Origin of the sequence: Saezia sanguinis (genome assembly GCF_003991585.1) — a bacterium.
In the GTDB taxonomy this organism is placed as follows: domain Bacteria; phylum Pseudomonadota; class Gammaproteobacteria; order Burkholderiales; family Burkholderiaceae_C; genus Saezia; species Saezia sanguinis.
Genome location: NZ_PQSP01000011.1, coordinates 1 through 22,400 on the forward strand (window position 1 = coordinate 1; position 22,400 = coordinate 22,400).

Sequence of the window (22,400 nt, forward strand, 5' to 3'; positions counted from 1 at the left end):
GTCTTGCCGTGGTCTACGTGCCCAATCGTGCCCACGTTCACGTGGGGCTTCGTACGCTCAAACTTGCCTTTCGCCATTTGTCAGAACTCCTGATTCGACTGATCGATGCTAACGATACAACGGTTTAAAATGGTGCCCATGGCGCGGATCGAACGCGCGACCTCTCCCTTACCAAGGGAGTGCTCTACCACTGAGCCACATGGGCATCAACACAGATTTGAACGCTCGAACATCGAAACCAGAACGCTCAAATCAGTATTGACCTTTGACTTTGTCCCCACACCCCGCAGAGCCAAAATCCAAAAATGCCTTGCGAAAAGCTGGAGCGGGTGAAGGGAATCGAACCCTCGTCTTAAGCTTGGAAGGCTTCGGCTCTACCATTGAGCTACACCCGCCTGCATCTTTTACACTGGCTGAACTTGCCCAGCTGGCATTAACACCATCAAAACTCAACTCAAAATACTGGTGGAGGGGGCTGGATTCGAACCAGCGTAGGTTTCCCGGCAGATTTACAGTCTGCTGCCATTAACCACTCGGCCACCCCTCCAAAATAGAACTCGTAACTTTATCATAAGCATTCTGAAAACGCAAGTGAAGCTCTTTTTCGTCCAGAAAAAGCCCAAAACGCCTGCTTCACACTTATCAGCGTCTCACCTGTACCCCTTTACCTCGCGCCACAGGCGCTGCGCCTATAACTTCAATGTTAAGATCAACCTATAATGAATGAATGATATTCAAGAAGGCCCCACAATGAATAACCGACTTTTTACCCGGATTCTTGCTGTTTTGGCGTTCAGCCTGGCTGCATTGACCATCCAGGCACAAACAACGGCGGGAAATGACACGGCATCCAGAGTCAGTTTTCAGAATAACAATTCCAACGGGGTGACCGTTTCAGGTTTGCAAAGCGTTTCTGCCAATAATAGATTGAATGCCCAGGCGCAATTAAGCAATACGACCGGCAACCACCGCCATGTATATTACCGGTTCCGCTGGCTGGACAGCCAGGGCGCCCAGCTTGGGGGCGGCAGTTCATGGAAGCCCATTTTGTTAACGGGCAACCAGTCCCAAACCGTTAGAGAAGCCGCACCCTCAGCCAATGCGGCAGATTTCCGCCTGGAAATCAATGTAGAGTAGCATGCCGTCTTAAAGGGTCATGTTTTTGGACCAGACAAATTTGCCCCATCACGCGTGCGTATGCACTGGATGATTTCGGGCACGCCTGCATACATCCTTTATAAAGCATCACCCTCCCGTTTATGTACTGGTCAAAGCAACAAAGACCGGTCCATTTCAGACACTGCAAAGGATTTACAGCGGCGTAAAATACGCATCCCAACCCATTCCGATGCATCCCATCGTGGCACAATGACTGCCGCATCTTATTTACATAACTTAACATTGCACCATTGTTCGTTTACATTTCTTTTGTAAACTGCTGTTGAAACAAATTCATACTTCCACGGCGTTATCACCTTATATTTGTGTTTACATGCAGCAACTGACAAGAACCTCTTTTCTTGTAAAACCGCTTACCGCCAAACAGTCATATTTTTGTAAATTGGCGTTTTTGCTGCTGGCAATGGCATTGCTTTGCGGCTGCACCCAGCTTCGCAGCCACAACGACTTGATGTCTCCCGTGATTTCAGCCCGTAACAACCACAGCACACATGCGGCCCTTAAATATTTGCAATCGGCCCTTTCCAGCGCAGAACAAAGCGAACTGCTTTATGAATTGGAATTAGGAGAGCTGCTCAGGGAAAGCCAGCAATACGAAGCCAGCACTCAGATATGGATGGAAGCCGACGAGCAGATCAGGGCATGGGAGCAAACCGCGATGTGGAGCCCGCGCAAGCTGTGGGCCTACCTGGGTGCATCCACCGTCAGCGAACGTTTTAAGCCTTATGAGGGGCAGGACTATGAAAAAACCTGGCTGCTTACCCGCATTGCATTAAACCATCTGGCTATGGACGACTGGGAGTCTGTGCGGGTTGACATTAAGCGCATGCATGAGCGCGAAGAGGTAATTGCCAATTTCCGCGCAGCCGAACTGGCCGCTGTACGGCATGAAGCGCAAAAAAACGGCTGGGATCTCACCGATGAAGAGCTGGGTGGCTACCCGGTTGATTACGTCCATGCCCCTGAAGTGCTGGCGCTGCATAACAGCTACCAGAACGCGTTCAGCCACTATCTGGCAGGCTTTGTCTATGAAGCCTTGAATGAGCCCAGCCTTGCCGCCCCTGGGTATCGCAAAGCCATAGAACTCAGGCCAGACAGCCCTGTGCTGGAAGAAGGATTACGCGGACTGGAAGCACGGCTGAAGCTGGCACACAGCACTCAGGCACAGGAAACCGATGTGCTGTTTATCGTTGAGTCCGGCGATGCGCCGGTGCGCGTCCCTGTTGAAGTAACGATTCCCGTGCCAATAGAAGACAGCGACGGTTATATCCACACCATTTTGGTACCGATTGCCTTTCCAACTGTGCGCCCGGCTGCCGTTCCTGAAGCGGGTACGGTGCGCCTGGGCCGTCATCTGTTCATGACCTCACCCGTCGTTGACCTCAACGCCATGGCCCGCCGCGCGTTGTACGATGAAATGCCCGGACTTCTTTTCCGGGGTATGACACGTGCCGCCTCCAAAGGTGCATTACAGTACTATGCCCATGAATACGGGGGGGAACTGCTTGGCCTGTTCAGCGCCGTTTTTTCTGTGGCCACAGAAAAAGCAGACGACCGCATCTGGCGCACATTGCCGGGAGCAGTTGCTATCGGACGTGGTTATCTGGCCCCTGGACAATATCCGTTGATTGTTAACGGAACCCACACAGGGCAAACAATTGATATTCAGGGACGGTATGCCGTAGTTCCCATTCGGATCAACCGCCGGCAGGTTCTGGTTGGCAAAGTCGCAACATATGGCCACTTGCCATCCTCTGATGCAACGCCATGACCATCATGAAACAGTCATACACTCAACCTAAGGAGATGATAATGAAACGGTTCTTAATTCTTCTGGCCTGTGTTGCCGCTGCAGCATTGACCGCCGTTGGCTGCGCCAAAGATGAAATCACGCCCAAGCTGGCCTACCCCCAGACACACGGTGATAAAGGCGTGCGTGTAGTCAGCCTGCAGGCTTCGCGACAGGGCGATATTCTTACGGTACAGGCAGAACTGAAAAATACCAACAGCGCCAATGCACGCGCATATTATCGTTTCCGCTGGCTGGATGGTGAAGGCACCGTGATTGGCAGCAATGCATTGTGGAAACCCGTGCTGATCTATGGCAACCAAAGCATCTTTGTCAAAGACTCGGCGCCATCACCCAATGCATCGGATTACCGGCTGGAACTGAATGTGGAATAATCATTTGAATTCAAGGAGTAACTTCATGTTGAGACCCTCTTTTACTCTGGCGCTCGCCGTTGCAACTGCCACCATGATCACGGCCTGCGGCAGTAATAATTCACCGGTGGTCGGGCGCGGCCATGTGGGCTATGGCGACCCTAAAGCGGTTGAAGTGGTCACCATCAACTTTGGTTCAACCGATCTGCAGATGATTTCGGAAAAAATGGTTTCCAGTCTGCTGACATCGGGCATCATGCATGACCGTCCCACCATCACGGTTTCAACGCTGCGCAACAAAACCAGCGAGTACATTGACATGGGCAGCATCATGAACAGCATTCAGGCGCAACTGATTCAGTCCGGTCAGGTCAGGTTTGTGCGCTCCACCCAAGAGATGCAGGCAGCGGTTGACGAATTGACCCGCCAGAATGAAAGCGGCTATTACGACCCGAACAAAAGCGCTCCTATTGGCCGCATGATCGGAGCCCGCTATATGCTCGAAGGTGAGCTGACGAGCATCAACAAGGTTGATCGTGGGCGCGGCTGGTTTGAACGCGATATTGAGGATGTTTATTACAAGTTCACGCTCAAACTCATTGATACCGAACTGGGTACCATTGAGTGGATGGACGAACAGGAAATCCGTAAAACATCCTCACGCTAAACAACTCAGGTTTGTCCGTAAACTGTTTCATGGCCCCTGGAACTCCGACCTCCAGGGGACAGCATTTGCCTGAAATACCTATAGCGCCATTACCATGCAATTTCGCTGCACTGGTGTTGCGCTAAAAAAGCATTGGCTGCACTGAAATGTCCGCATCCGATAAAAGGTACTGGCGGTTTGGTTGCAGACAGCGGGGAAGGGTGGTTGGCCTGCAACACAATGTGCTGTGTGCCTGGTATTTTTGCCGCATCTTCAATCAATGGCCGTTTGGCCTGTGCATGAGCGCCCCACAACATGAATGCCACGGGCCGCTGTTGCCTCGCCACTGCTGCAATCAGTGCGTCGGTTAACACCTCCCAGCCTTTTTTGGCATGGCTTGCGGCCTGGCCATTTTTCACTGTGAGCGTGGTGTTCAGCAACAGCACACCCTGCTTGGCCCAATGTACCAGCGATCCGCTTTGCGGTGGTGCAATATGCAGATCCCGCTGTAATTCTTTAAAGATATTGCGCAAAGAGGGCGGAATTTTAACTCCTTCAGGTACAGAGAACGCCAGGCCTTCGGCCTGACCAGAGCCATGATACGGATCCTGCCCCAAAATCACCGCCCGCACCTGCTCCAGCGGCGTCAAGGCCAAAGCGCGCAACGGATTTGACGGGTAGACAATCTCTCCGGCCTTAACGTGTGCATCCACAAACTGCACCAGTTTTTCCCCTTGAGAGGACTGCAAAAAATTCTCCGTCACCTCCCGCCAGTCCCCGACAACTTCGTCAAAAACATCGCGCAAAGGTCGCCCCAAGGTGTTATTCGGTAGCATCACTGCGTTTGCCCATTTCATTCAAACGATTATTGATTGACGCCATATGCACACAAAATTGCCCATATGCCCGTTTGCTCTTTATGCATTCCTGCCCAACACGTTGGCTTGATATTCATGCAGATACGCTGCCAACGCAACCCCTGGATCAGACTCACGCATGAATGCCTCACCAATCAAAAAGCCATAAACCCCGCCAGTAGCCATCATGCGGCACATATCCGAAGCATTCAGTATGCCAGACTCGGTAATCACCAGGCGGTCATCCGGAACCTGAGGCAACAGGTTCAATGTGGTTTCAATAGAAACGTTGAAGCTGCGCAAGTCGCGGTTATTGATGCCAATGAGCGGCGTTTTAAGCTTCAATGCACGCTGCAATTCCTGTGCATCATGTACCTCCACCAAAACAGCCATTCCCAGCTCCATGGCACAGTTCTCCAAAACCTGGAGCTGCTCATCATCCAAACTGGCAACAATCAGCAAAATCGCATCGGCTTGCATCGCGCGCGCCTGGTACACCTGATACACATCGAAAAGAAAATCTTTGCGCAGCACGGGCAGGTCGCATGCAGCGCGGGCCTGTTTCAAATACTCCGGTGAACCCTGAAAAAACTCCTGATCGGTCAGCACACTCAGACACGCCGCGCCATGTTGTGCATAGCTGGCTGCAATGGCCGCCGGATCAAAATCAGGGCGGATCACACCTTTGCTGGGGCTTGCCTTTTTTACTTCGGCAATCACTGCCGGTTGTTTGTTTTCAATGCGCTGGCGCAATGCGGCAACAAAGTCTCTCGGCTTCCCGGCCTGTTGTGCGGTATCGCGCATCTGCTGCAATGAACAAGTTGCTTTGGCCAGGGCTACTTCTTCGTGCTTGTGCGCCATGATTTTGCGCAAAATATCATCCATGCAACCACTCCTGTGAAAACGCCATTATGCCGCCAAAGCCTGCGTTGTTTTAACAAACCGCTGCATTTGCTCATACGCTTTACCGCTCTCCAGCGTCTGACGCGCCAGCGTAATCCCCTGTGCAATATCACTGACCACATTGGCCGTGTACAAAGCAACACCGGCATTAAAAATCACGATATTGCGAGATACCGTCAGTTCTTCCACACGCTCGTTGGCCAAAATGGCCGTCAGCATTTCGCGTGACTCCTGTGCTGTGGCCACTTTCAATGAGCGGTTGCTTGCCATCGGCAAACCAAAGTCCTCCGGGTGAATGTTGTACTCACGCACCACACCATCTTTCAGCTCACCCACCATCGTTGAAGCGCCCAAAGAGACCTCATCCATACCATCCATGCCGTACACCACCATGGCATGCTCAGAGCCCAGGCGCTGCAGTACACGCGACAGAATCCCTACCAGATCCGGGTGAAACACACCCAGCACAATATTGGGCGCATCGGCCGGATTGGTCAGCGGCCCCAAAATGTTAAACATGGTACGCACGCCCATTTCCTTGCGTACGGCCGCAACATTTTTCATGGCCGGATGGTGATTGGGCGCATACATGAATCCGATACCCACCTGCTCTATGCACTGCGCAATGGCCTGTGGCTTGAGGTCGAGCCGTGCGCCCAGTGTTTCGATGACATCCGCGCTGCCGGATTTGCTGGAAACACCACGTCCACCATGCTTGCATATTCTGGCGCCTGCTGCCGCCGCAATGAACATGGAGCAGGTGGATATATTGAAAGTCTGGGCGCCGTCCCCGCCCGTACCCACGATATCGACCAGATGCTGACGGTTTTCGACTTTAACCTTCAAAGCAAATTCACGCATGACTTCGGCAGCTGCAGTGATTTCGCCAACCGATTCTTTTTTGACCCGCAGCCCGGTAATCAGCGCGGCCATCATCACCGGGGACATTTCTCCTTGCATGATCTGGCGCATCAGAATCAGCATTTCATCATGAAATATTTCCCGGTGTTCAATGGTTCGCTGCAGCGCTTCCTGTGCTGTAATCGTCATTTTTAAGCTCCTTGAATTGAATATGTATTGCGAATTTGCAGAAAATTTTTCAGCATGGCGTGACCATGTTCTGTCAAAACAGATTCGGGATGAAATTGCACCCCTTCCAGCGGCGCGTCTGCCGGCAATGACCGGTGTCGCACGCCCATGATTTCACCATCCTCTGATGTAGCTGTTACCGCTAGTTCTTCAGGCAGTGTGGCACGCTCAATCACTAATGAGTGATAACGTGTCACAGTGAACTGTTTGGGCAATCGGGCAAACACACCTTGCTCATCCGTTGTAATCACGTCTGTCTTGCCATGCATCTGCTTTTGGGCCTGGATGATATTGCCGCCCAACGCAGCACCAATGCTCTGATGCCCCAGACACACGCCCAAAATAGGCAGTTGCCCCATGAAGTGCCGGATGGCAGCGACAGAAATACCTGCTTCTGCCGGGGAGCAGGGCCCTGGAGATACCACCAGATAATCCGGCTTTCTGGCTGCAATCTCGTGCAGTGTCACCTCATCGTTACGATACACTTCCACATTCTGGCCCAGCTCGCCAAAATACTGCACCAGGTTATAGGTAAACGAATCATAGTTATCGATCATCAACAACATAGAATGCCTCTTTTGTATGGGGCACATCGCGGATTAACCGCAATGGACCTGATCAATATCTGCCATAAACGCAGATTACAGGCTTAGCCCAAATTCAAACAACGGAAAGATAAAAGATGTGCCGGAAACGGCAACAGGAAGACATGACGCAGGCTTAACGCCAACGCCAAGAAGAGAAAAGGTCAAAAGAAGGCAAGTGTTTTACACGTAGCATGGGCACAATTATGCACATAATTGGCATGCAATGTAAAGTCCCTGGTTATTTGAGGGCATCTGCACATCTTGCCGAATAGGCAGCGCCGTAAATGATTTTAAATATGTGTAACCGCTGCGTATATGCTAAACCGAACACACTGGCAACAATGCTCAGCACAGCGCGTAGCCGGCAATCTGCCTCACTCACACGCATGTGATTCAGCCTGAACAAGCTCGACTGCACCGAACAAGCAGGGCGCTATCGCCAATGACATTCATGGAAAATGAAATACCGCTTTTACCAATAACGATACGGCAGTAAACTGCCGTATCATCACGTTAGCCAACTCAAAAGATTTGTTTGCCAGGGCGTTAATTTGCACCGATTCCGATGGGTTCGCCCTGTCCATCAACAATCATGACACCATCCCCGGTACACCAGGTCTGTGCGGCCTGCAAAACCCGGGGTTGAGAAAAGTCGGACTCGACACCGTTAGGCGCAATACTTTGCAAACGCACATACAAGGCCTTACAACTGTAAGTAATGCCCAAAGGTATTTGCGTAGCCTGCGTTTCTTCAGAGAAAAGCAGATTGGAAAAATCTATCTGATCCGAGACCTGCACCCGATATGTTGCGTCTGGTGCGACATTGTCCCAGTACAGCACAATACCCTTGCCATCACCAGATCGCGCTTCTCCAGACAGGGGCACATCCAGCGCCTTGGATACTTCAAACATGCTGACCAGGCTGAAACGCCCGCGGGCCTCTTCTACCTCAGAGGACGAATTGTCAAGCGATGCGGTACGCCAATAGTAAACACCTGTTTCAGACGGGGTAAAGCTGAACCGGCAATTTCCTCTGCTGATTTGCTCATCCACAATCTGAGTAAATTGCCTGTCGCGCGCCACCTGTAAAAAGTACCCATGCACCTGCGGCACATTGGTACACACCAGTTCCTGAGTGGATAAACGGATAACCTGATCGTTACCCGGCGACTGCACCAGCGGCGGAACCGGATGCAGTTTGATTTCGATATCATGCTGCGCAACCGCACCGGGAATAGCATCGGCGTCCAGCGAGCGCACATAGACGCGATAACGTGCATCGGTCAACGGCCCGATGGGTACAAGCTCGCCACGTGATTCAAATACCACATGGTTGGGTTCATTTTCAGGCGTTACCTGCACAATGTAGCCCGCAGCAGCGGCACTGGCAACCAGCACCGGCGGTTGCCAGGATTCCTCATGCACATAACGGGGCCATGCGCTTAAATCCGGTGCAGGCATCAGCGCACGGACATCCGGCGCCGTAACACCAGAGCGGACAACGGCACCTTCTCCGGCCTGAATCATGATTTCGTATGACGGCGTACGGCTGCCAGCATTGCCATCTGAGGCAGAAACAGCAACTTTCCCTTCAATCACATCGTTCACCTGATGTTTTCCATCAGATGACACAGCAACCCCGAAACGGGTACCGCGCACACCTGTTACCGCAACTGGCGTGCTGACGCGAAAACGTGTATTTTCCGGCTGCGGCGTAACGGAAGACTCCACATAACCCTTTTCCAAAACAAAATCAACCAGCACCTTGTCCACATCCGGAACATACCGGAACTGCCCGATTTTTAAGCGAGAGTTTGCCGACAGCAATAGGCGGGAGCCATCCGGCAATACCATGCTGACAAAGCCATCGGCACCGGTTTCAATGATCTGTCCCTCTGACAGCATCATGTTGCGCACCAGCGGCTGTGCGGCAAGCTTCCCCTGCGAAACAGTGGCCTGTCCCCTGTGGTACGCCACCTGAATTTCTTTCCCTTCATGACGCAATCGGTCTATCGGCACCCGGATAACCTGGCCCGGCTGCAGATGCCGCGGTTCTGTAATCTGCGCATCACGTGCCAGATCTATCCAGCCCGCCGTATCTTCCATATATTGCAATGAGATATCGTACAGGGTATCGCCAGGCTTAACCACATATGTCCATACCTCATCTTCTGCCGTTTGCGCCCAGGCAAAGCCCATGCAGGAAACACAAACAGCAGCAACAATCATGCGCTGCAAAAGAGTCTTTGGCAAAAAACCGCTCATGACATCTTTTCTGCTATTTACCATCATCACCCTTTATCTTAAACATGCATTTTGCTCATATCTTACACATTTACAACTCTTACATTGTTAGCCGATATTTCAAAATGAACAGCCTTGTCTAGATATCCGGCAAAGCTTGAATACCTTTATGTTATTCGTGTTCTCTATTTTATCAGTTGGCGCTTTGCCTTTCACTACCAACTACCCACAAAATGAATTTTACTTCACAGTAACTTAATGTTATTAATTGGTCTTATTTGATTTATTAATGCAAAATAGTAAACAAAATCCACTTTCATTATAACGCCGTATGATATCGCACGGTAAAAAGGATTTTGCGCAAAAAATCTCTGCACACAGAAAAAGCAACTTCGCAACATCAACGGCTGCACAATTATCAATATGTATAACAGAAATTTAGTTTTTTATAAACATTTCTGCTATTTTAACCCGTCGAAGATATCCTTGCTATTTCACTGCAACCCTTTTTCAACCAATTCAGCCGCTCTTAATAAAGCTTTTGCTTTATTTTCTGTTTCCAGCCACTCTGATTCCGGCACCGAGTCAGCAACAATTCCCGCAGCAGCCTGCACATACAAGGTATTATTTTTAATAATACCTGTACGAATAGCAATCGCTAAATCCATATCTCCCGTGTAACTCAGGTAGCCGCAGGCACCACCATACAGCCCCCGTTTTGTCGGTTCAAAACGGTCAATCAGTTCCATGGCATGAACTTTCGGGGCACCGCTGAGCGTTCCAGCCGGGAAAGTCGCTTTCAGCACATCCAGATTGTCCATGCCATCCAGCAAAATGCCCTCTACATTGCTGACCAGGTGCATTACATGGGAATAGCGTTCCACCACGAAAGACTCTGTGACTTTGACGGATCCGGTTTTTGCAATGCGGCCAATATCATTGCGGGCCAGATCAATCAGCATCACATGCTCTGCCCGCTCTTTGGGATCTGCAACCAGTTCCTGCTCGAGCTGAAAATCCTGCTGCGGTGTTGCCCCGCGGGGACGGGTCCCGGCCAATGGGCGAATGGTGACTTTGCGCTCATGGTGGTCAGGCGTCCATTCCTGCCTGACCAGAATTTCAGGCGAGGAACCGACAACATGATGGTCGTCAAAGTGGTAATAATAAAGATAAGGGGACGGATTCAGCGACCTTAAGGCACGGTATAAAGACAAGGGAGACGCGTCATACGGTTTAGCCAAACGTTGACCGATCTGAACCTGCATCATATCGCCCTGGGCAATCAACTCCTTGGCCTGTAATACGGCACTAAGATAGTCAGCTTTAGCAAACTCCCGCTGAACAGGTGCTGACGCAATGACCGGTGTTTGGGGAATATGTACCGGCTGGCGCAACCGTTCGCGCAATTCTTTCATGCGGTCTTTTGCGCGCGACAAAGCATCCGGATGTTCAGGATTGGCAAAAATGATGAAATAAAGCTTCCCGGAAAGGTTATCAATAACCGCCAGTTCTTCACATTGCAAAAGGAGGATATCCGGACAGCCCAATGTATCAGGCGGGCAGGTATCTGCAAGCTTAGGTTCGATATAGCGCACCGTATCGTAGCCAAAATAGCCTGCCAAACCTCCGCAAAACCGTGGCATACCGGCAACCATGGCCACCTTAAACCGCTGCTGATATGCAGCAATGAACTCTAGCGGGTTGCCCTGGTGCGTTTCCTTCACCTGTCCATCCACCAGAACTTCTACCCGCGCCTTGTCGCCAAACCCACAGGCTTTGATCATCGTATGCGCAGGCAACCCAATGAATGAATAGCGGCCAAAACGCTCGCCACCAACAACCGACTCCAGCAAAAATGAATTTTTGCCGCCATTTTCCACAGCGGCAAGCTTCAGGTACAAAGACAGCGGGGTATCCAGATCTGCAAAAGCCTCTTCAACTAAGGCAATGCGGTTATATCCCTGGGCAACCAGACTCTTGAATTCCAACTCGGTCATGTTCGTGCGGCATCCGTTTGATTTAATCAGCCATCATTCTAATAGGATGAACTGAATCATTCCATCGATCATGTCTGCATCCTTGTTTCTGCCGCATAATATAAGCCATCATGCACCGTAGTCCCTTATTTATTCAGATCATAGATAAGATGGTACTTAAAGCATGATGCCTTTTATTGAGTACGTGCCTTTTTATGCCAGCTTCGATAAGATAGTGCGTTTTTTTGCATGTGCACGCCGATACCTTTGAGTTTAAATGTCGAATACGCTTAATCTGGCCCAGTCTGAAGCTGTTGAATACCTGAGTGGTCCCTGCCTGGTTCTGGCAGGAGCAGGCTCCGGCAAAACACGAGTCATTACTTACAAAATAGCCCGCCTGATCCGTGCCGGCCTGGAGCCAGCCCAGATTGCCGCCATCACATTCACCAATAAAGCCGCAGCCGAAATGCGTGAACGTGCACGCCAACTGGTCGGATCTGCCGCCAAGGAGCTGGTTATCTGCACCTTTCACGCCCTGGGTGTGCGCATGCTGCGCAAAGACGGTGCGTTATTGGGTCTGAAGCCGCAGTTTTCCATCATGGATGCCGATGATGTCTTAAGCATTCTGCGGGACGTCGGCAGTACAACCGATGTGAAACAGGCCCGCAGTTGGCAGTGGCAGATCAGCCTGTGGAAGAATAACGGCCTGAGCGCAGCAGATGCGGCAGCCCAGGCAGAAAGTGAATATGAACGCAATACAGCACTGATCATGCTGCGTTACCAGGAGCGCCTTTCAGCCTATCAGGCGGTCGATTTTGATGACCTGATAGGCCTGCCATTGCGTTTACTGCAAGAGCATGCCAGTGCCCGGGAAGAATGGCAAAGCCGATTACGCCACATTCTGGTTGACGAATACCAGGACACCAATGCAACACAATATGCACTGCTGAAACTGCTGGTGGGTACACGTGCGCGCTTTACCGCCGTTGGCGACGATGACCAGTCTATCTATGGCTGGCGGGGCGCAACCCTGGATAACCTGAAACAGCTGCCACAGGATTTTGAAGGCTTGAAAGTGATCAAGCTGGAACAGAATTACCGCTCGACATCTGCCATTTTGCGCGCAGCCAATGCTGTCATTCAAACCAACCCGAAACTGTTTGAAAAACAGCTCTGGAGCGAGCTCGGGGAGGGCGAGGCCATCCGCGTTGTTGAGTGCGATCATGACGAGCATGAAGCCGAACGTACTATCTCACGCATCAAGGCCCTGCAGGCACAGTATGGCTGCCAATGGAAAGACTTTGCCATTCTGTACCGCGCCAACCACCAGGCACGCGTATTTGAACAGGTACTGCGCCGGCACCAAATGCCGTATAAGGTTTCAGGGGGTCAAAGTTTTTTTGACCGGGCTGAAATTCGCGATCTATGTGCCTGGTTGCGTTTGATTGTCAACAACCATGATGACCCGGCATTTCTGCGAGCGGTCACAACGCCTAAGCGGGGAATCGGCCACCAGACCCTGAGTGCGCTGGGTGCATTTGCCGGCAAACATAAAATCAGTTTGTTTGAAGCGCTGTTTTCCCCGTCGCTGCCATCGGTGCTCAGTGCAAAAGCCATTGCCGGTTTGCATGAGTTTGGCCGCTATATCAATCAACTGGAGTACCGCGCACGCCATACTGCAGGGTATGCCAACTGCCGCACTTTTTTGCAGGAGTGGCTCCAGGATATCCATTATGAACAGCATCTTTATCATGGACAGGAGCAGGAAAAAGTTGCACAGGCCCGCTGGCAGAATGTACTGGATTTTTGCGACTGGCTTGCCTCCCGTTCCAGCGGAGCATCGGAAAATGATACGCCTCATGAACCGCAGTCGCTGATGGAAATTGCCCAAACCATTTCACTGATCATCAGCTTGAAAGAAGGGCAGGGGGATGAAAACCTGATCACGCTTTCGACGCTGCACGCATCCAAAGGGCTGGAATGGCCACATGTGCTTTTAGTCGGTGTCAACGAAGGTACATTACCCATGCTGAACCCGGATGATGGGGATACCATGACGCCTGACCGCCTGCAGGAAGAACGCCGCCTGATGTATGTGGGCATTACACGCGCCCGGCAGACGCTGACCGTCAGCCATGTGCGCCGCAAACGACAAGGACATGGTTCAGCCTCGCGCCTGGTGGCAACCAAACCCAGCCGCTTTATTGCAGAAATGCAATTGAAAGACAGTACCGAGCTTGAAGATCCGCTTGCTAAAATCCGTGCTTTGCGCGCAGAGTTTGCTGCGCGTGCGGCCAATAACACTGATCCCGCGCCATGAAACAGTATTCCCTTGCACCCCTTTTCTCCCAACCCGGTTGGTCCAGACGGTTTTGCAGCCTGCTGCTTGCTTTGTGCACAGGAATTGCCGTACAAATTATTATACAAACGGCACAGGCAGAAGACACATGCCCGGCGCTTGATGAGCACAACATCATCCCCTATATCGGTACCTGGCAGGGCAGAATAGGGGAGGCTTTTGTACAGGTGCAGATTGAACAGCATGCAGAAGACGCGCAACGCGTTCAGGGGCATTACATCTATTTGGATCAGCCTGAACACCTTATACGCATTGCTGGAGAGCCTTTCAGCGGGGTGTTGGAAATAGAGGAGTCAGCAAACGGCACCGATATTTCAGGCCTGTGGGATCTGAAATTCCCTACACGTGCAACTGATTTGAATCACTGCTTCACCCAACTTCAGGGCATGTGGCAAGATGCTCAATTCAGCAATCAAAAAACTCTTACACTCACCCGTCACATGTCATGGTAACGCGCCACTTTATACTTCAATGGGCTTTCAATAAAAATACACGCTTTTTTTTACTTTTAGCGACATTTTTCTTTTCAGTTCAGACATGGGCTGCAACAGCAAACGACAATGCCACAGCAGATAGCTATATTCGCTCGCAATTGCAGCAATGCGCGAGCTTGCCCGACCGTGAGCGCCTGACCTGCTATGATCGCCTGGCAACATCTTCAGGCACAGAAACCGCAGAAGCCCTCTCAGCACCTGATGCGATTGTGAACCCAAGCAATCAATGGGATCTCGCGCTTCCAGCGTCCATACAGCCTGCCGCTGAAACAACCGTCGCATTAAATACGCCAGAGAAAAGCGCAGAAGAAGATACCCTGATCAAGCCTTCTTTAATGGAGCGTAAATGGGAACTGCGTGAAGATACGCAACGCTCACTGTTTTCGCTACAGCCCTACGGCACATCTTATATGTTGCTGGGGCAGTATGGGGACCGCGTTAACCGGCAGCCCAGCAGCCCGTCACCCGGGCACCAGTCCACAACAGCAACGGACTACCGCCACCTGGAAGCCAAATTCCAGCTCTCTGTACGAAGCAAAATCGGGCGCAACCTGATTACTGCAAATGATTCTTTGTGGTTTGGCTACACCCAGGTTTCACAATGGCAGATATGGAGTCCGGGCATATCGCGCCCGTTTCGGGCCACCAGCTACAAACCGGAGGTTTTGTACGTCATTCCCATTCAGTACAAGCTGCCAGGAACCTGGTCCTTGCGCATGGCCGGCTTAGGCCTTATTCATGAATCCAATGGCCAGAGTGACCCACTTTCACGCAGTTGGAACCGCGTTTATCTGGGAGTCGGGCTCGACAGTGAAACCATGTCTGTTTATAGTCGCTTCTGGGCCCGTGTTCCAGAAAGCAGCAGCAAAGACGACAACCCCGATATCACCCACTATATGGGGCGCGCAGATGTCCGTTTTGAGTGGAGCCCGGTTCATGACCATACATTAGGCTTCACCTTGGTGAGCAACCTGCGCCATGACAACAAAGGTTCTATCCAACTGGATTACTTTTTCCCGTTGTCCAGCCTATGGGGGTTGGGAGATAACCTGCGTGGATACATTCAGGTTTTCCACGGCTATGGTGAAACCATCACAGATTACAACTTCCGCCGCACCGCTATTGGTTTCGGCTTAGCATTGAAGGAATGGTAAGGCAATCCGTTGTTATGATGCCGTGTGTTCTTTGCTGAGCAAAGAACATGGCTCATACTTTGGTAATCAGCTCTGGCAGATCGGTAAGGCGGTCAATGTAGAGATCGGCACCAACTTCTTCAACCGGGTGCCCGTGGTTATAGCCATAACGGACCAGCGCAATAGGGCATTTTGCACTGCGTGCCGCACTGGCATCATTGATGGAATCCCCGACCATCAGCGTCTGGGCAGGCAAGCTGCCCAATGCCTCACAGGTTCTCTGTAACGGCAAAGGATCCGGTTTCTGGCGGATGAATGCATCTCCGCCGAATACGCAATTGAAAAAATCTGCCAGCCCCTTTTCCACCATCAGTGGCCCTGCCAGCGCAGAGGGCTTATTGGTCAGGCAGGCCAGGGCGTATCCTTGCTCATGCAGTATTTTCAACCCTTCGATCACCCCTGGGTAAAGCGTTGAAAAACGTCCGCTGATATGGCGGTAATGCTGCACATAACGCAACGTCGCCCGGCTGAGCAGTTCATCATCAACAGGCGCACGAATGACCTGTTCCAGTGTTTTACGAATCAGATTCGTGGTTCCCTTGCCAACCGTGACTGACACAAAACCTTCATCCACATGCGGCAGTTGCAAATCATCCAGCATCGCATTCAATGCCACCACAAAATCACCCTGTGTATCCACCATGGTGCCATCCAGATCAATGACAATCGCCTGGATTTTCAGCGGTCGAGACAACAATAAGGTCTGATTTTGGGTCATAACTCTGTAATTCTATACTTGCTGTGCCTGGTCAAAAGGACAAAAAGCTTTCTGTGACCTATCTAACCATTTTAATGGAGACAGGTTCGGCTGTGTCCGCCATTTTGCAGTAACCATGACTCAGATCATCAATTGTGCACGCATGGCTGCAATCACCTGCGCATAATCTGGCTGGCCGAAAATCGCGCTTCCGGCCACAAATGCATCAGCCCCGGCATCTGCCACCTGGCGAATATTCTCCACTTTAATGCCGCCGTCCACCTCCAGGTCAATATGACGGCCACTGGCTTGTGCATATTGATCAATCAGTTTTCTGGCCTGTTCGATTTTCCGTAACATCGCATCAATGAATGCCTGCCCGCCAAAGCCGGGATTCACGCTCATGATCAGCACCAGATCCACTTTATCCATGACCCATTGCAGTACATCCAAAGGCACCGCCGGGTTAAACACCAACCCGGCCTTACACCCGCTTTCCCGGATCAGTTGCAATGACCGGTCCACATGCAGACTGGCTTCCGGATGAAAACTGATGATGTCGGCCCGCGCCCGCGCAAAAGCCTGTATCAGACTGTCTACGGGCGAAACCATTAAATGCACATCGATGGGCACGGGGTTGCCTTGAGATGTCTGTGCATAAGGCCGCAACGCCTCACAGACCATCGGGCCAAATGTCAGATTGGGGACATAGTGGTTGTCCATGACATCAAAATGAATCCAGTCCGCTCCGGCCTGAATGACATCGGTGACCTCCTGCCCCAGAATAGCAAAGTCTGCCGACAGCAGACTGGGTGCAATGCGAAATTTCTGCATTAATATCTTTTCCTGCGGATACGCAAACGCCACATGATTGATGAAATTTGCAAAAAACGGTAATTTTTCTCACTTTAGCAGCATATTCGCTTGACTGCTATCCTCCCCCAAGATGGGACTTGGGTTTCAAAGGCTTTTCTATGCTGAATAAAAATACAGCCCATTCATCAGTAATGAAATGTTTCTTTGCTTAATGTGCATGCGTGCAATTTTGTCCATAACCAGGCGTCTGGGTGGCATACAGATAGCTGGCCCCAGCCCAGCGGTACACCGGATCACAACCTCCCAGCACCGTTAGCGCCAGGTCCGCATAGCCTTTTGTACGCGTTGACTGTACCCGCACACCGAATGCAGGAACAAAGCCCAGTACTTCACGCCACCGTCCTTGAGCAGAGCGCACATAAACAGATACATTCGACTGCATCAGCCCGGAAAAACAGGGGGATCCGCTGACCGTCAGAATCACTTCAGGTTTGCCATCCTGATTCAGGTCCACGGCATCCAGCCGGACCTGGAGCGGATCATCGCATTCTGGTGCCAGATAGTGGTTACCAACCCGCCGGAGTCTGGCATCGCGCAATATCGCCTGTTCATCAGCCGCACTGATGCGCAACCCGGATGCATTTTGGGCCTGTGCGTTTTCTGATTTTCCCAAAGGCCATACACAGGCAATCATCAACGCAAGCACAATGCTTTTTTGCAGCCCCCGTTTCAATTGAATGTATAAAGCCTGTTCCATTGCCCTCCCAAGCGGTTTTCCATCGACAGATGCTGTGCTTTTCATTTCATGTCGATAGCCGTATGTTTTCATGACAACACACGTTGCGGTATATAAACACCGTGTGTATGCATTGATTTTACGGTAAAGTTATCTCTTACCCTTTATTTTCTTGCTGATTTTTATTTTAGAGTTGTACATGTCTTTACGTCCGCTTTACCCAGCCATTGATCCTTACGACTGCGGCATGCTGAAAGTCAGCCCGCGGCACACCTTATATTACGAACAATGCGGCAACCCGCGCGGCTACCCCGTCTTGTTTGTGCATGGCGGCCCTGGCGGCGGCATCAATCCGAATTGCCGGCGCTTTTTTAACCCGGAGCATTACCGCATTGTGCTGTTTGATCAACGCGGCTGCGGACGCTCGACACCATTTGCTGAATTACGCGAAAACACCACCTGGGACCTGGTGGCAGACATTGAGAAGCTGCGCACCCATCTTGCATTGGACACCTGGCTGGTTTTTGGCGGCTCCTGGGGCTCTACCCTGTCACTGGCTTATGCGCAAACACATCCGGCACATGTCTCAGGTTTGATTTTGCGCGGCATCTTTATGTTGAGAAAAAGGGAGTTGCAGTGGTTTTATCAGAGCGGTGCCGATATGATTTATCCCGACGCATGGGAGGCTTATGAAGCCGCTATTCCGCCAGAGGAACGTCATGACATGATTGCCGCCTACTACCGCCGGCTCACCAGCACCGACGCACAGGTGCGGCTACAGGCAGCCCGCGCCTGGTCGGTATGGGAAGGATCGACCAGCTACCTGTTCCAAGACCCGTCCAGCATCAGCTCACACGCAGAAGATGCGTTTGCAGAAGCTTTTGCCCGCATCGAATGCCATTATTTTTCGCACGGTGGCTTCTTTGAACAGGATGACCAACTGTTACGCGGTGTGGATCGAATCCGGCATATTCCTGCCACCATCGTTCAGGGACGCTACGATATCGTCTGCCCTATCCGCAGTGCCTGGGATCTGCACCGCGCTTGGCCGCAGGCTGACTTGCGGATTGTACAGATGGCTGGCCATGCCTCGTTTGAACCAGGCATCACGCATGAACTGGTCGAAGCCACGGATCGTTTTATCAACCTGATACAGTAATGCCTGTGCGATTCAGGCCGATTGTCTTTTTTTGCGTTTGGTGCTGCCAGAAATTGACATCAGGACCCCGACTCCCAAACCAAATGTCACCAGTGCGGTACCGCCGTAACTCATAAAAGGCAAAGGCACTCCCACAACAGGTAACACGCCGCTGACCATGCCGACATTGACAAATGTGCAGGCAAAGAAAATCAGTGTTACGCCACCGGCAAGCAGGCGGGAAAAATGTGTGGGTGCCTGAGCGGCAATTGCCAGCCCACGCCAGATCAGCAGCAAATACCCCAACAGCAGCAATCCATTGCCCAGTAATCCGAACTCTTCTGCATACACGGCAAAAATAAAATCGGTCGTTCCCTCAGGGAGAAAGTACAGGTGTGTCTGGGTCCCCTGCAAAAAGCCTTTTCCCATCACGCCTCCAGAGCCAATGGCAATGGTTGACTGGATAATGTGAAACCCGCCGCCCTGAGGGTCTTCATAAGGGTTAAGCAGTGTACAAACCCGCCTGACCTGGTAGTCGTGCAAAACAAACCAATCCACGCCCGGCTGGCAGATTTGCTCTTCATACAATGCAAGAAATACAACCCCGGCAATCACCAGCAAAATACACGGAATGATCAGCCGCCAACTGAGCCCGGCAAAAAAGATCACCGCCACACCTGCCGCAACTACGAGTAATGCGGTTCCCAGGTCCGGCTCCAGCATGATCAGGCCGACCGGAAGAGCCAGAAAACACAGCGCCACGATAAAATTCATGAAGTGGGGAATGCTTTGGCGCTGATGGAACCACCAGGCTAGCATCATCGGCATGGCAATTTTCATTAACTCACTAGGCTGAATTGTGGTCACACCCAGGTTCAGCCAGCGCGTTGCACCTTTGCGCGTTTCGCCAAACAAATCCACGGCCAGCAATAAGATAACCCCTAAGACATACAGCGGCAAAGCCAGATGCTGTAAATACTGCGGCTTTATCTGTGCCGCAATAAAAGCCAGCGCCAGCGCCAGCGCCCAGTTACGCACCTGTGAATCAAACCGCCCGGGAAAAGCCTCCGAGGCGGAATACAACGTCACCATCCCGGCAAAACCCAACAACAAAATAACCAGCAGCAGGGGAATGTCGATGTTTAACAGACAACCACGCAAATAGTGCCATAACGGTATCGGTGCCAGGCGATGATTTTTCATGGCTGTGGCCTTTCTTCCGACACAGGTGCTCCCGCTGGCATGACCTTTCGTGACACATCATCGTTAGATTTATACGGTCGGGACCAGTTATTCACCTCTGGAACACTGACTTCAACGGCACTCAACGGTATCAGTTGCTCGGCAGGGATAATATCGTAATCGGCTCTGGCTCTGCCTTGCCCTCTGGGAGGGCCGGCATAGCCCTGCTGCACAGCCTTGATATCCTCAGCACTGGGATAAATGCCCAGCAAATAGTAATCTAACGCACGCCTGACAATCGGCACCGCAGAGCGGGCACCAAACCCTGCATTCTCAACAATAATTGCCACGGCAATGGTTGGGTTTTCTGCAGGTGCAAATGCAATGTAAAGGGCATGGTCACGTTTATATTCGGCCAGCTCGCTGGCATTGTACCGGGCGCCCTGCGCCACAGAAGATGCCTGTGCCGTCCCGGTTTTCCCTCCCGAATCATATGCTGCTCCGGTAAATGCCGTACGCGCTGTTCCTCTGCGGGGCACTTCGATCATGGCGTTTTGCACAATATCCAGATACTCGGGTTTGACGTCCATCTGGACCACTTGATCATCGGCGTAAGAATAGACTTTGCCGGTTGCCACATCTTTGGCATCAAGGAACAAATGCGGGCGATGTTTTGCACCCTCATTCGCCAGCGCAGCCACTGCTGTCGCCAACTGAATCATGGTAAACCGGTTATGCCCCTGACCGATGCCCAGATTAACCGTTTCCCCATCGTACCAACGGCGGTCTTCTGCCGTTCGAAATGCCTGCTGCTTCCACTCTGTGGAGGGCAAAATCCCACGCGCCTCTCCTCTAAGATCAATGTCTGTCAGCTGCCCAAACCCCCATGGCTTCATGAAGTTGTGAATGGTATTCACCCCCATGTCATAGGCCAGCGTATAAAAATACACATTACTGGATGTGATAATGGCACGCGTCACATTGGTCGGCCCGCCGATTTCTCCGGCCGGGCTGCGCCAGACTCGGCCACCCAATTCAAAAATACCGCGGTCCATGGTGATGTCTTCTGGTTTGCGTGCCCCTGTCTGCAAACCGGCAAGCGCCATAAACGGTTTATACGTGGAGCCAATCGGATAAATTTCTCCAATGGCCCGATTCACCAACGGCCGGCTGAGTGCATTTTGCAAAGCATCCCAGCCCTGCTGGTCAAACCCTTCAATAAACTGATTGGGATCGTAAGTTGGTTTGCTGACCAGTGCCAGTACCTCTCCGTTGCGCGGGTCAATGGCGACAAATGCTCCCCGGCGTTCACCATACAATTCCTCCACCAAACGCTGCAGACGGATATCCAGCGTTAACCGGAGTGTCTGGCCAGGCTGCGCAGAAACCTCACGCAACCTTCTGACCGGTCGCCCGCGTGCTGTCGTTTCAACCTCTTCCACCCCGGTCGTCCCATGCAAGATGGATTCATACCGCGCTTCAATGCCTTCCCGCCCGATATCCTGGGTTCCGCGGTAGTTTTCAAATTCGTCCCGCTCTGTAAGTAAATCAATATCTCTTTGATTGATGCTGTGGATATATCCCAGCACATGACTGGCTGTTTCTTTGAGAGGGTATTCGCGGATAAAGCGGGCATTGACCTCCACACCCGGCAGGCGGTAAAGCTGTGCACTCAGATTGGCCACCTGTTCTTGCGTCAGATGTGACGTCAGCGGCACGCTGACAAATCGCAGCCGTTTATTGTTATCAAGCATTTGCCGGAAACGCCGGATATCCCGTGCAGAAACCGGCACGATGGTGCGGATCTCCTCAATCGTTGTCGATAGATCAGACACCTTCGATGGCGTAATTTCAACCGTGTAAACGGGCGCGTTATACGCCAGCACCACACCATTGCGGTCAATGATGGCGCCACGCGAAGGCACCAGCGGCACAACCTTGATGCGGTTGGTATCGGCCCGCGCAGAAAACTGGTCATAATGAAAAACCTGCAGCCAGATAAAACGCGCAAACAACAGACCAAAGCACACAAACACAAACAGCGCAGCAAACACCAAGCGCTGCTGAAAATGGCGCTCCTCCTGGTATTTGTTGCGTACACTCTCCATCATGGCGATGTTCTCAGTATTGCCATACAGCCA

The 22,400-nt window shown here is 51.6% G+C and carries 19 protein-coding genes, 3 tRNA genes and 1 pseudogene; 8 read left to right on the forward strand and 15 right to left on the reverse strand.

The window, feature by feature from the left end:
* The 4 genes and pseudogenes from CUZ56_RS13665 to CUZ56_RS13680 all read right to left on the reverse strand — a co-directional run.
* Positions 1-77 (reverse strand): annotated as a pseudogene (locus CUZ56_RS13665) (GTP-binding protein); the annotation flags it as partial.
* Positions 78-130: 53 nt separating this feature from the next.
* Positions 131-205: transfer RNA gene (locus CUZ56_RS13670), tRNA-Thr, on the reverse strand.
* A gap of 116 nt (positions 206-321) precedes the next feature.
* Positions 322-395 (reverse strand) — tRNA-Gly (locus CUZ56_RS13675).
* A gap of 68 nt (positions 396-463) precedes the next feature.
* A tRNA-Tyr gene (locus tag CUZ56_RS13680) sits at positions 464-547 on the reverse strand.
* Between the two features lie 203 nt (positions 548-750).
* On the opposite strand from CUZ56_RS13680, the gene CUZ56_RS13685 reads away from it, so the two are divergent.
* The 4 genes from CUZ56_RS13685 to lpoB all read left to right on the forward strand — a co-directional run bounded on the left by CUZ56_RS13685 (position 751) and on the right by lpoB (position 4,009).
* On the forward strand, positions 751-1,137 hold the full coding sequence (locus tag CUZ56_RS13685; RefSeq protein ID WP_162615361.1) for a YcfL family protein: 387 nt from the start codon (positions 751-753) through the stop codon (positions 1,135-1,137).
* Positions 1,138-1,630: 493 nt separating this feature from the next.
* A complete protein-coding gene (locus CUZ56_RS13690) occupies positions 1,631-2,950 on the forward strand; it encodes a COG3014 family protein (RefSeq protein WP_126980976.1) in 1,320 nt (439 codons plus the stop codon).
* Positions 2,951-2,991: 41 nt separating this feature from the next.
* Complete coding sequence (locus CUZ56_RS13695) at positions 2,992-3,363, forward strand: YcfL family protein (protein ID WP_162615363.1); 372 nt, start codon at positions 2,992-2,994, stop codon at positions 3,361-3,363.
* 25 nt (positions 3,364-3,388) lie between these two features.
* On the forward strand, positions 3,389-4,009 hold the full coding sequence (gene lpoB, locus CUZ56_RS13700) for a penicillin-binding protein activator LpoB (RefSeq protein ID WP_126980978.1): 621 nt from the start codon (positions 3,389-3,391) through the stop codon (positions 4,007-4,009).
* Between the two features lie 89 nt (positions 4,010-4,098).
* On the opposite strand, the gene CUZ56_RS13705 is transcribed toward lpoB, so the two are convergent.
* The 6 genes from CUZ56_RS13705 to trpE form a co-directional block, all read right to left on the reverse strand.
* Positions 4,099-4,824, reverse strand: a complete 726-nt coding sequence (locus CUZ56_RS13705) for a uracil-DNA glycosylase (protein WP_126981056.1) — start codon at positions 4,822-4,824, stop codon at positions 4,099-4,101.
* Between the two features lie 81 nt (positions 4,825-4,905).
* Complete coding sequence (gene trpC / locus CUZ56_RS13710; protein ID WP_126980979.1) at positions 4,906-5,730, reverse strand: indole-3-glycerol phosphate synthase TrpC; 825 nt, start codon at positions 5,728-5,730, stop codon at positions 4,906-4,908.
* A 24-nt stretch (positions 5,731-5,754) separates the two neighbouring features.
* Positions 5,755-6,798, reverse strand: a complete 1,044-nt coding sequence (gene trpD, locus CUZ56_RS13715; RefSeq protein ID WP_126980980.1) for an anthranilate phosphoribosyltransferase — start codon at positions 6,796-6,798, stop codon at positions 5,755-5,757.
* A gap of 2 nt (positions 6,799-6,800) precedes the next feature.
* Positions 6,801-7,403 carry an anthranilate synthase component II gene (locus tag CUZ56_RS13720; RefSeq protein WP_126980981.1) on the reverse strand — a complete coding sequence of 201 codons (603 nt, stop codon included), beginning with the start codon at positions 7,401-7,403 and terminating at the stop codon, positions 6,801-6,803.
* A gap of 567 nt (positions 7,404-7,970) precedes the next feature.
* Entirely contained in the window at positions 7,971-9,677 is a 1,707-nt protein-coding gene (locus CUZ56_RS13725) for a FecR domain-containing protein (protein WP_162615364.1), read from the reverse strand.
* A gap of 485 nt (positions 9,678-10,162) precedes the next feature.
* Positions 10,163-11,665: an anthranilate synthase component I gene (trpE, locus tag CUZ56_RS13730; protein ID WP_126980983.1), complete on the reverse strand. Its 1,503-nt coding sequence runs from the start codon at positions 11,663-11,665 to the stop codon at positions 10,163-10,165.
* 256 nt (positions 11,666-11,921) lie between these two features.
* Between trpE and CUZ56_RS13735 the strand changes: the two genes are divergently transcribed.
* From CUZ56_RS13735 to CUZ56_RS13745, 3 genes are all read left to right on the forward strand, one after another.
* Positions 11,922-13,964 carry an ATP-dependent helicase gene (locus CUZ56_RS13735; protein ID WP_126980984.1) on the forward strand — a complete coding sequence of 681 codons (2,043 nt, stop codon included), beginning with the start codon at positions 11,922-11,924 and terminating at the stop codon, positions 13,962-13,964.
* Entirely contained in the window at positions 13,961-14,455 is a 495-nt protein-coding gene (locus tag CUZ56_RS13740; protein ID WP_126980985.1) for a hypothetical protein, read from the forward strand. The genes CUZ56_RS13735 and CUZ56_RS13740 overlap by 4 nt, the downstream gene beginning before the upstream one ends.
* 158 nt (positions 14,456-14,613) lie before the next feature.
* On the forward strand, positions 14,614-15,651 hold the full coding sequence (locus tag CUZ56_RS13745) for a phospholipase A (protein ID WP_162615365.1): 1,038 nt from the start codon (positions 14,614-14,616) through the stop codon (positions 15,649-15,651).
* 52 nt (positions 15,652-15,703) lie between these two features.
* Here the strand turns inward: CUZ56_RS13745 and gph are convergent, their stop codons facing one another.
* The 3 genes from gph to CUZ56_RS13760 form a co-directional block, all read right to left on the reverse strand.
* Positions 15,704-16,408 (reverse strand): phosphoglycolate phosphatase, encoded by a 705-nt coding sequence (gene gph / locus CUZ56_RS13750; RefSeq protein ID WP_126980987.1) that lies wholly within the window; start codon positions 16,406-16,408, stop codon positions 15,704-15,706.
* Positions 16,409-16,528: 120 nt separating this feature from the next.
* Positions 16,529-17,221, reverse strand: coding sequence for a ribulose-phosphate 3-epimerase (gene rpe / locus CUZ56_RS13755; RefSeq protein WP_126980988.1), 693 nt, complete (start codon positions 17,219-17,221; stop codon positions 16,529-16,531).
* A gap of 190 nt (positions 17,222-17,411) precedes the next feature.
* Positions 17,412-18,005, reverse strand: a complete 594-nt coding sequence (locus tag CUZ56_RS13760) for a hypothetical protein (protein ID WP_126980989.1) — start codon at positions 18,003-18,005, stop codon at positions 17,412-17,414.
* 133 nt (positions 18,006-18,138) lie between these two features.
* Between CUZ56_RS13760 and pip the strand changes: the two genes are divergently transcribed.
* Positions 18,139-19,098, forward strand: coding sequence for a prolyl aminopeptidase (pip, locus tag CUZ56_RS13765; RefSeq protein ID WP_126980990.1), 960 nt, complete (start codon positions 18,139-18,141; stop codon positions 19,096-19,098).
* A 12-nt stretch (positions 19,099-19,110) separates the two neighbouring features.
* Here the strand turns inward: pip and rodA are convergent, their stop codons facing one another.
* Complete coding sequence (gene rodA / locus CUZ56_RS13770; protein WP_126980991.1) at positions 19,111-20,280, reverse strand: rod shape-determining protein RodA; 1,170 nt, start codon at positions 20,278-20,280, stop codon at positions 19,111-19,113.
* The gene (mrdA, locus tag CUZ56_RS13775) at positions 20,277-22,370 is read right to left on the reverse strand and encodes a penicillin-binding protein 2 (RefSeq protein ID WP_204250914.1); all 2,094 of its coding nucleotides are present in this window, start codon (positions 22,368-22,370) and stop codon (positions 20,277-20,279) included. Before mrdA ends, rodA begins: the two co-directional genes overlap by 4 nt.
* Between the last annotated feature and the right edge of the window lie 30 nt (positions 22,371-22,400).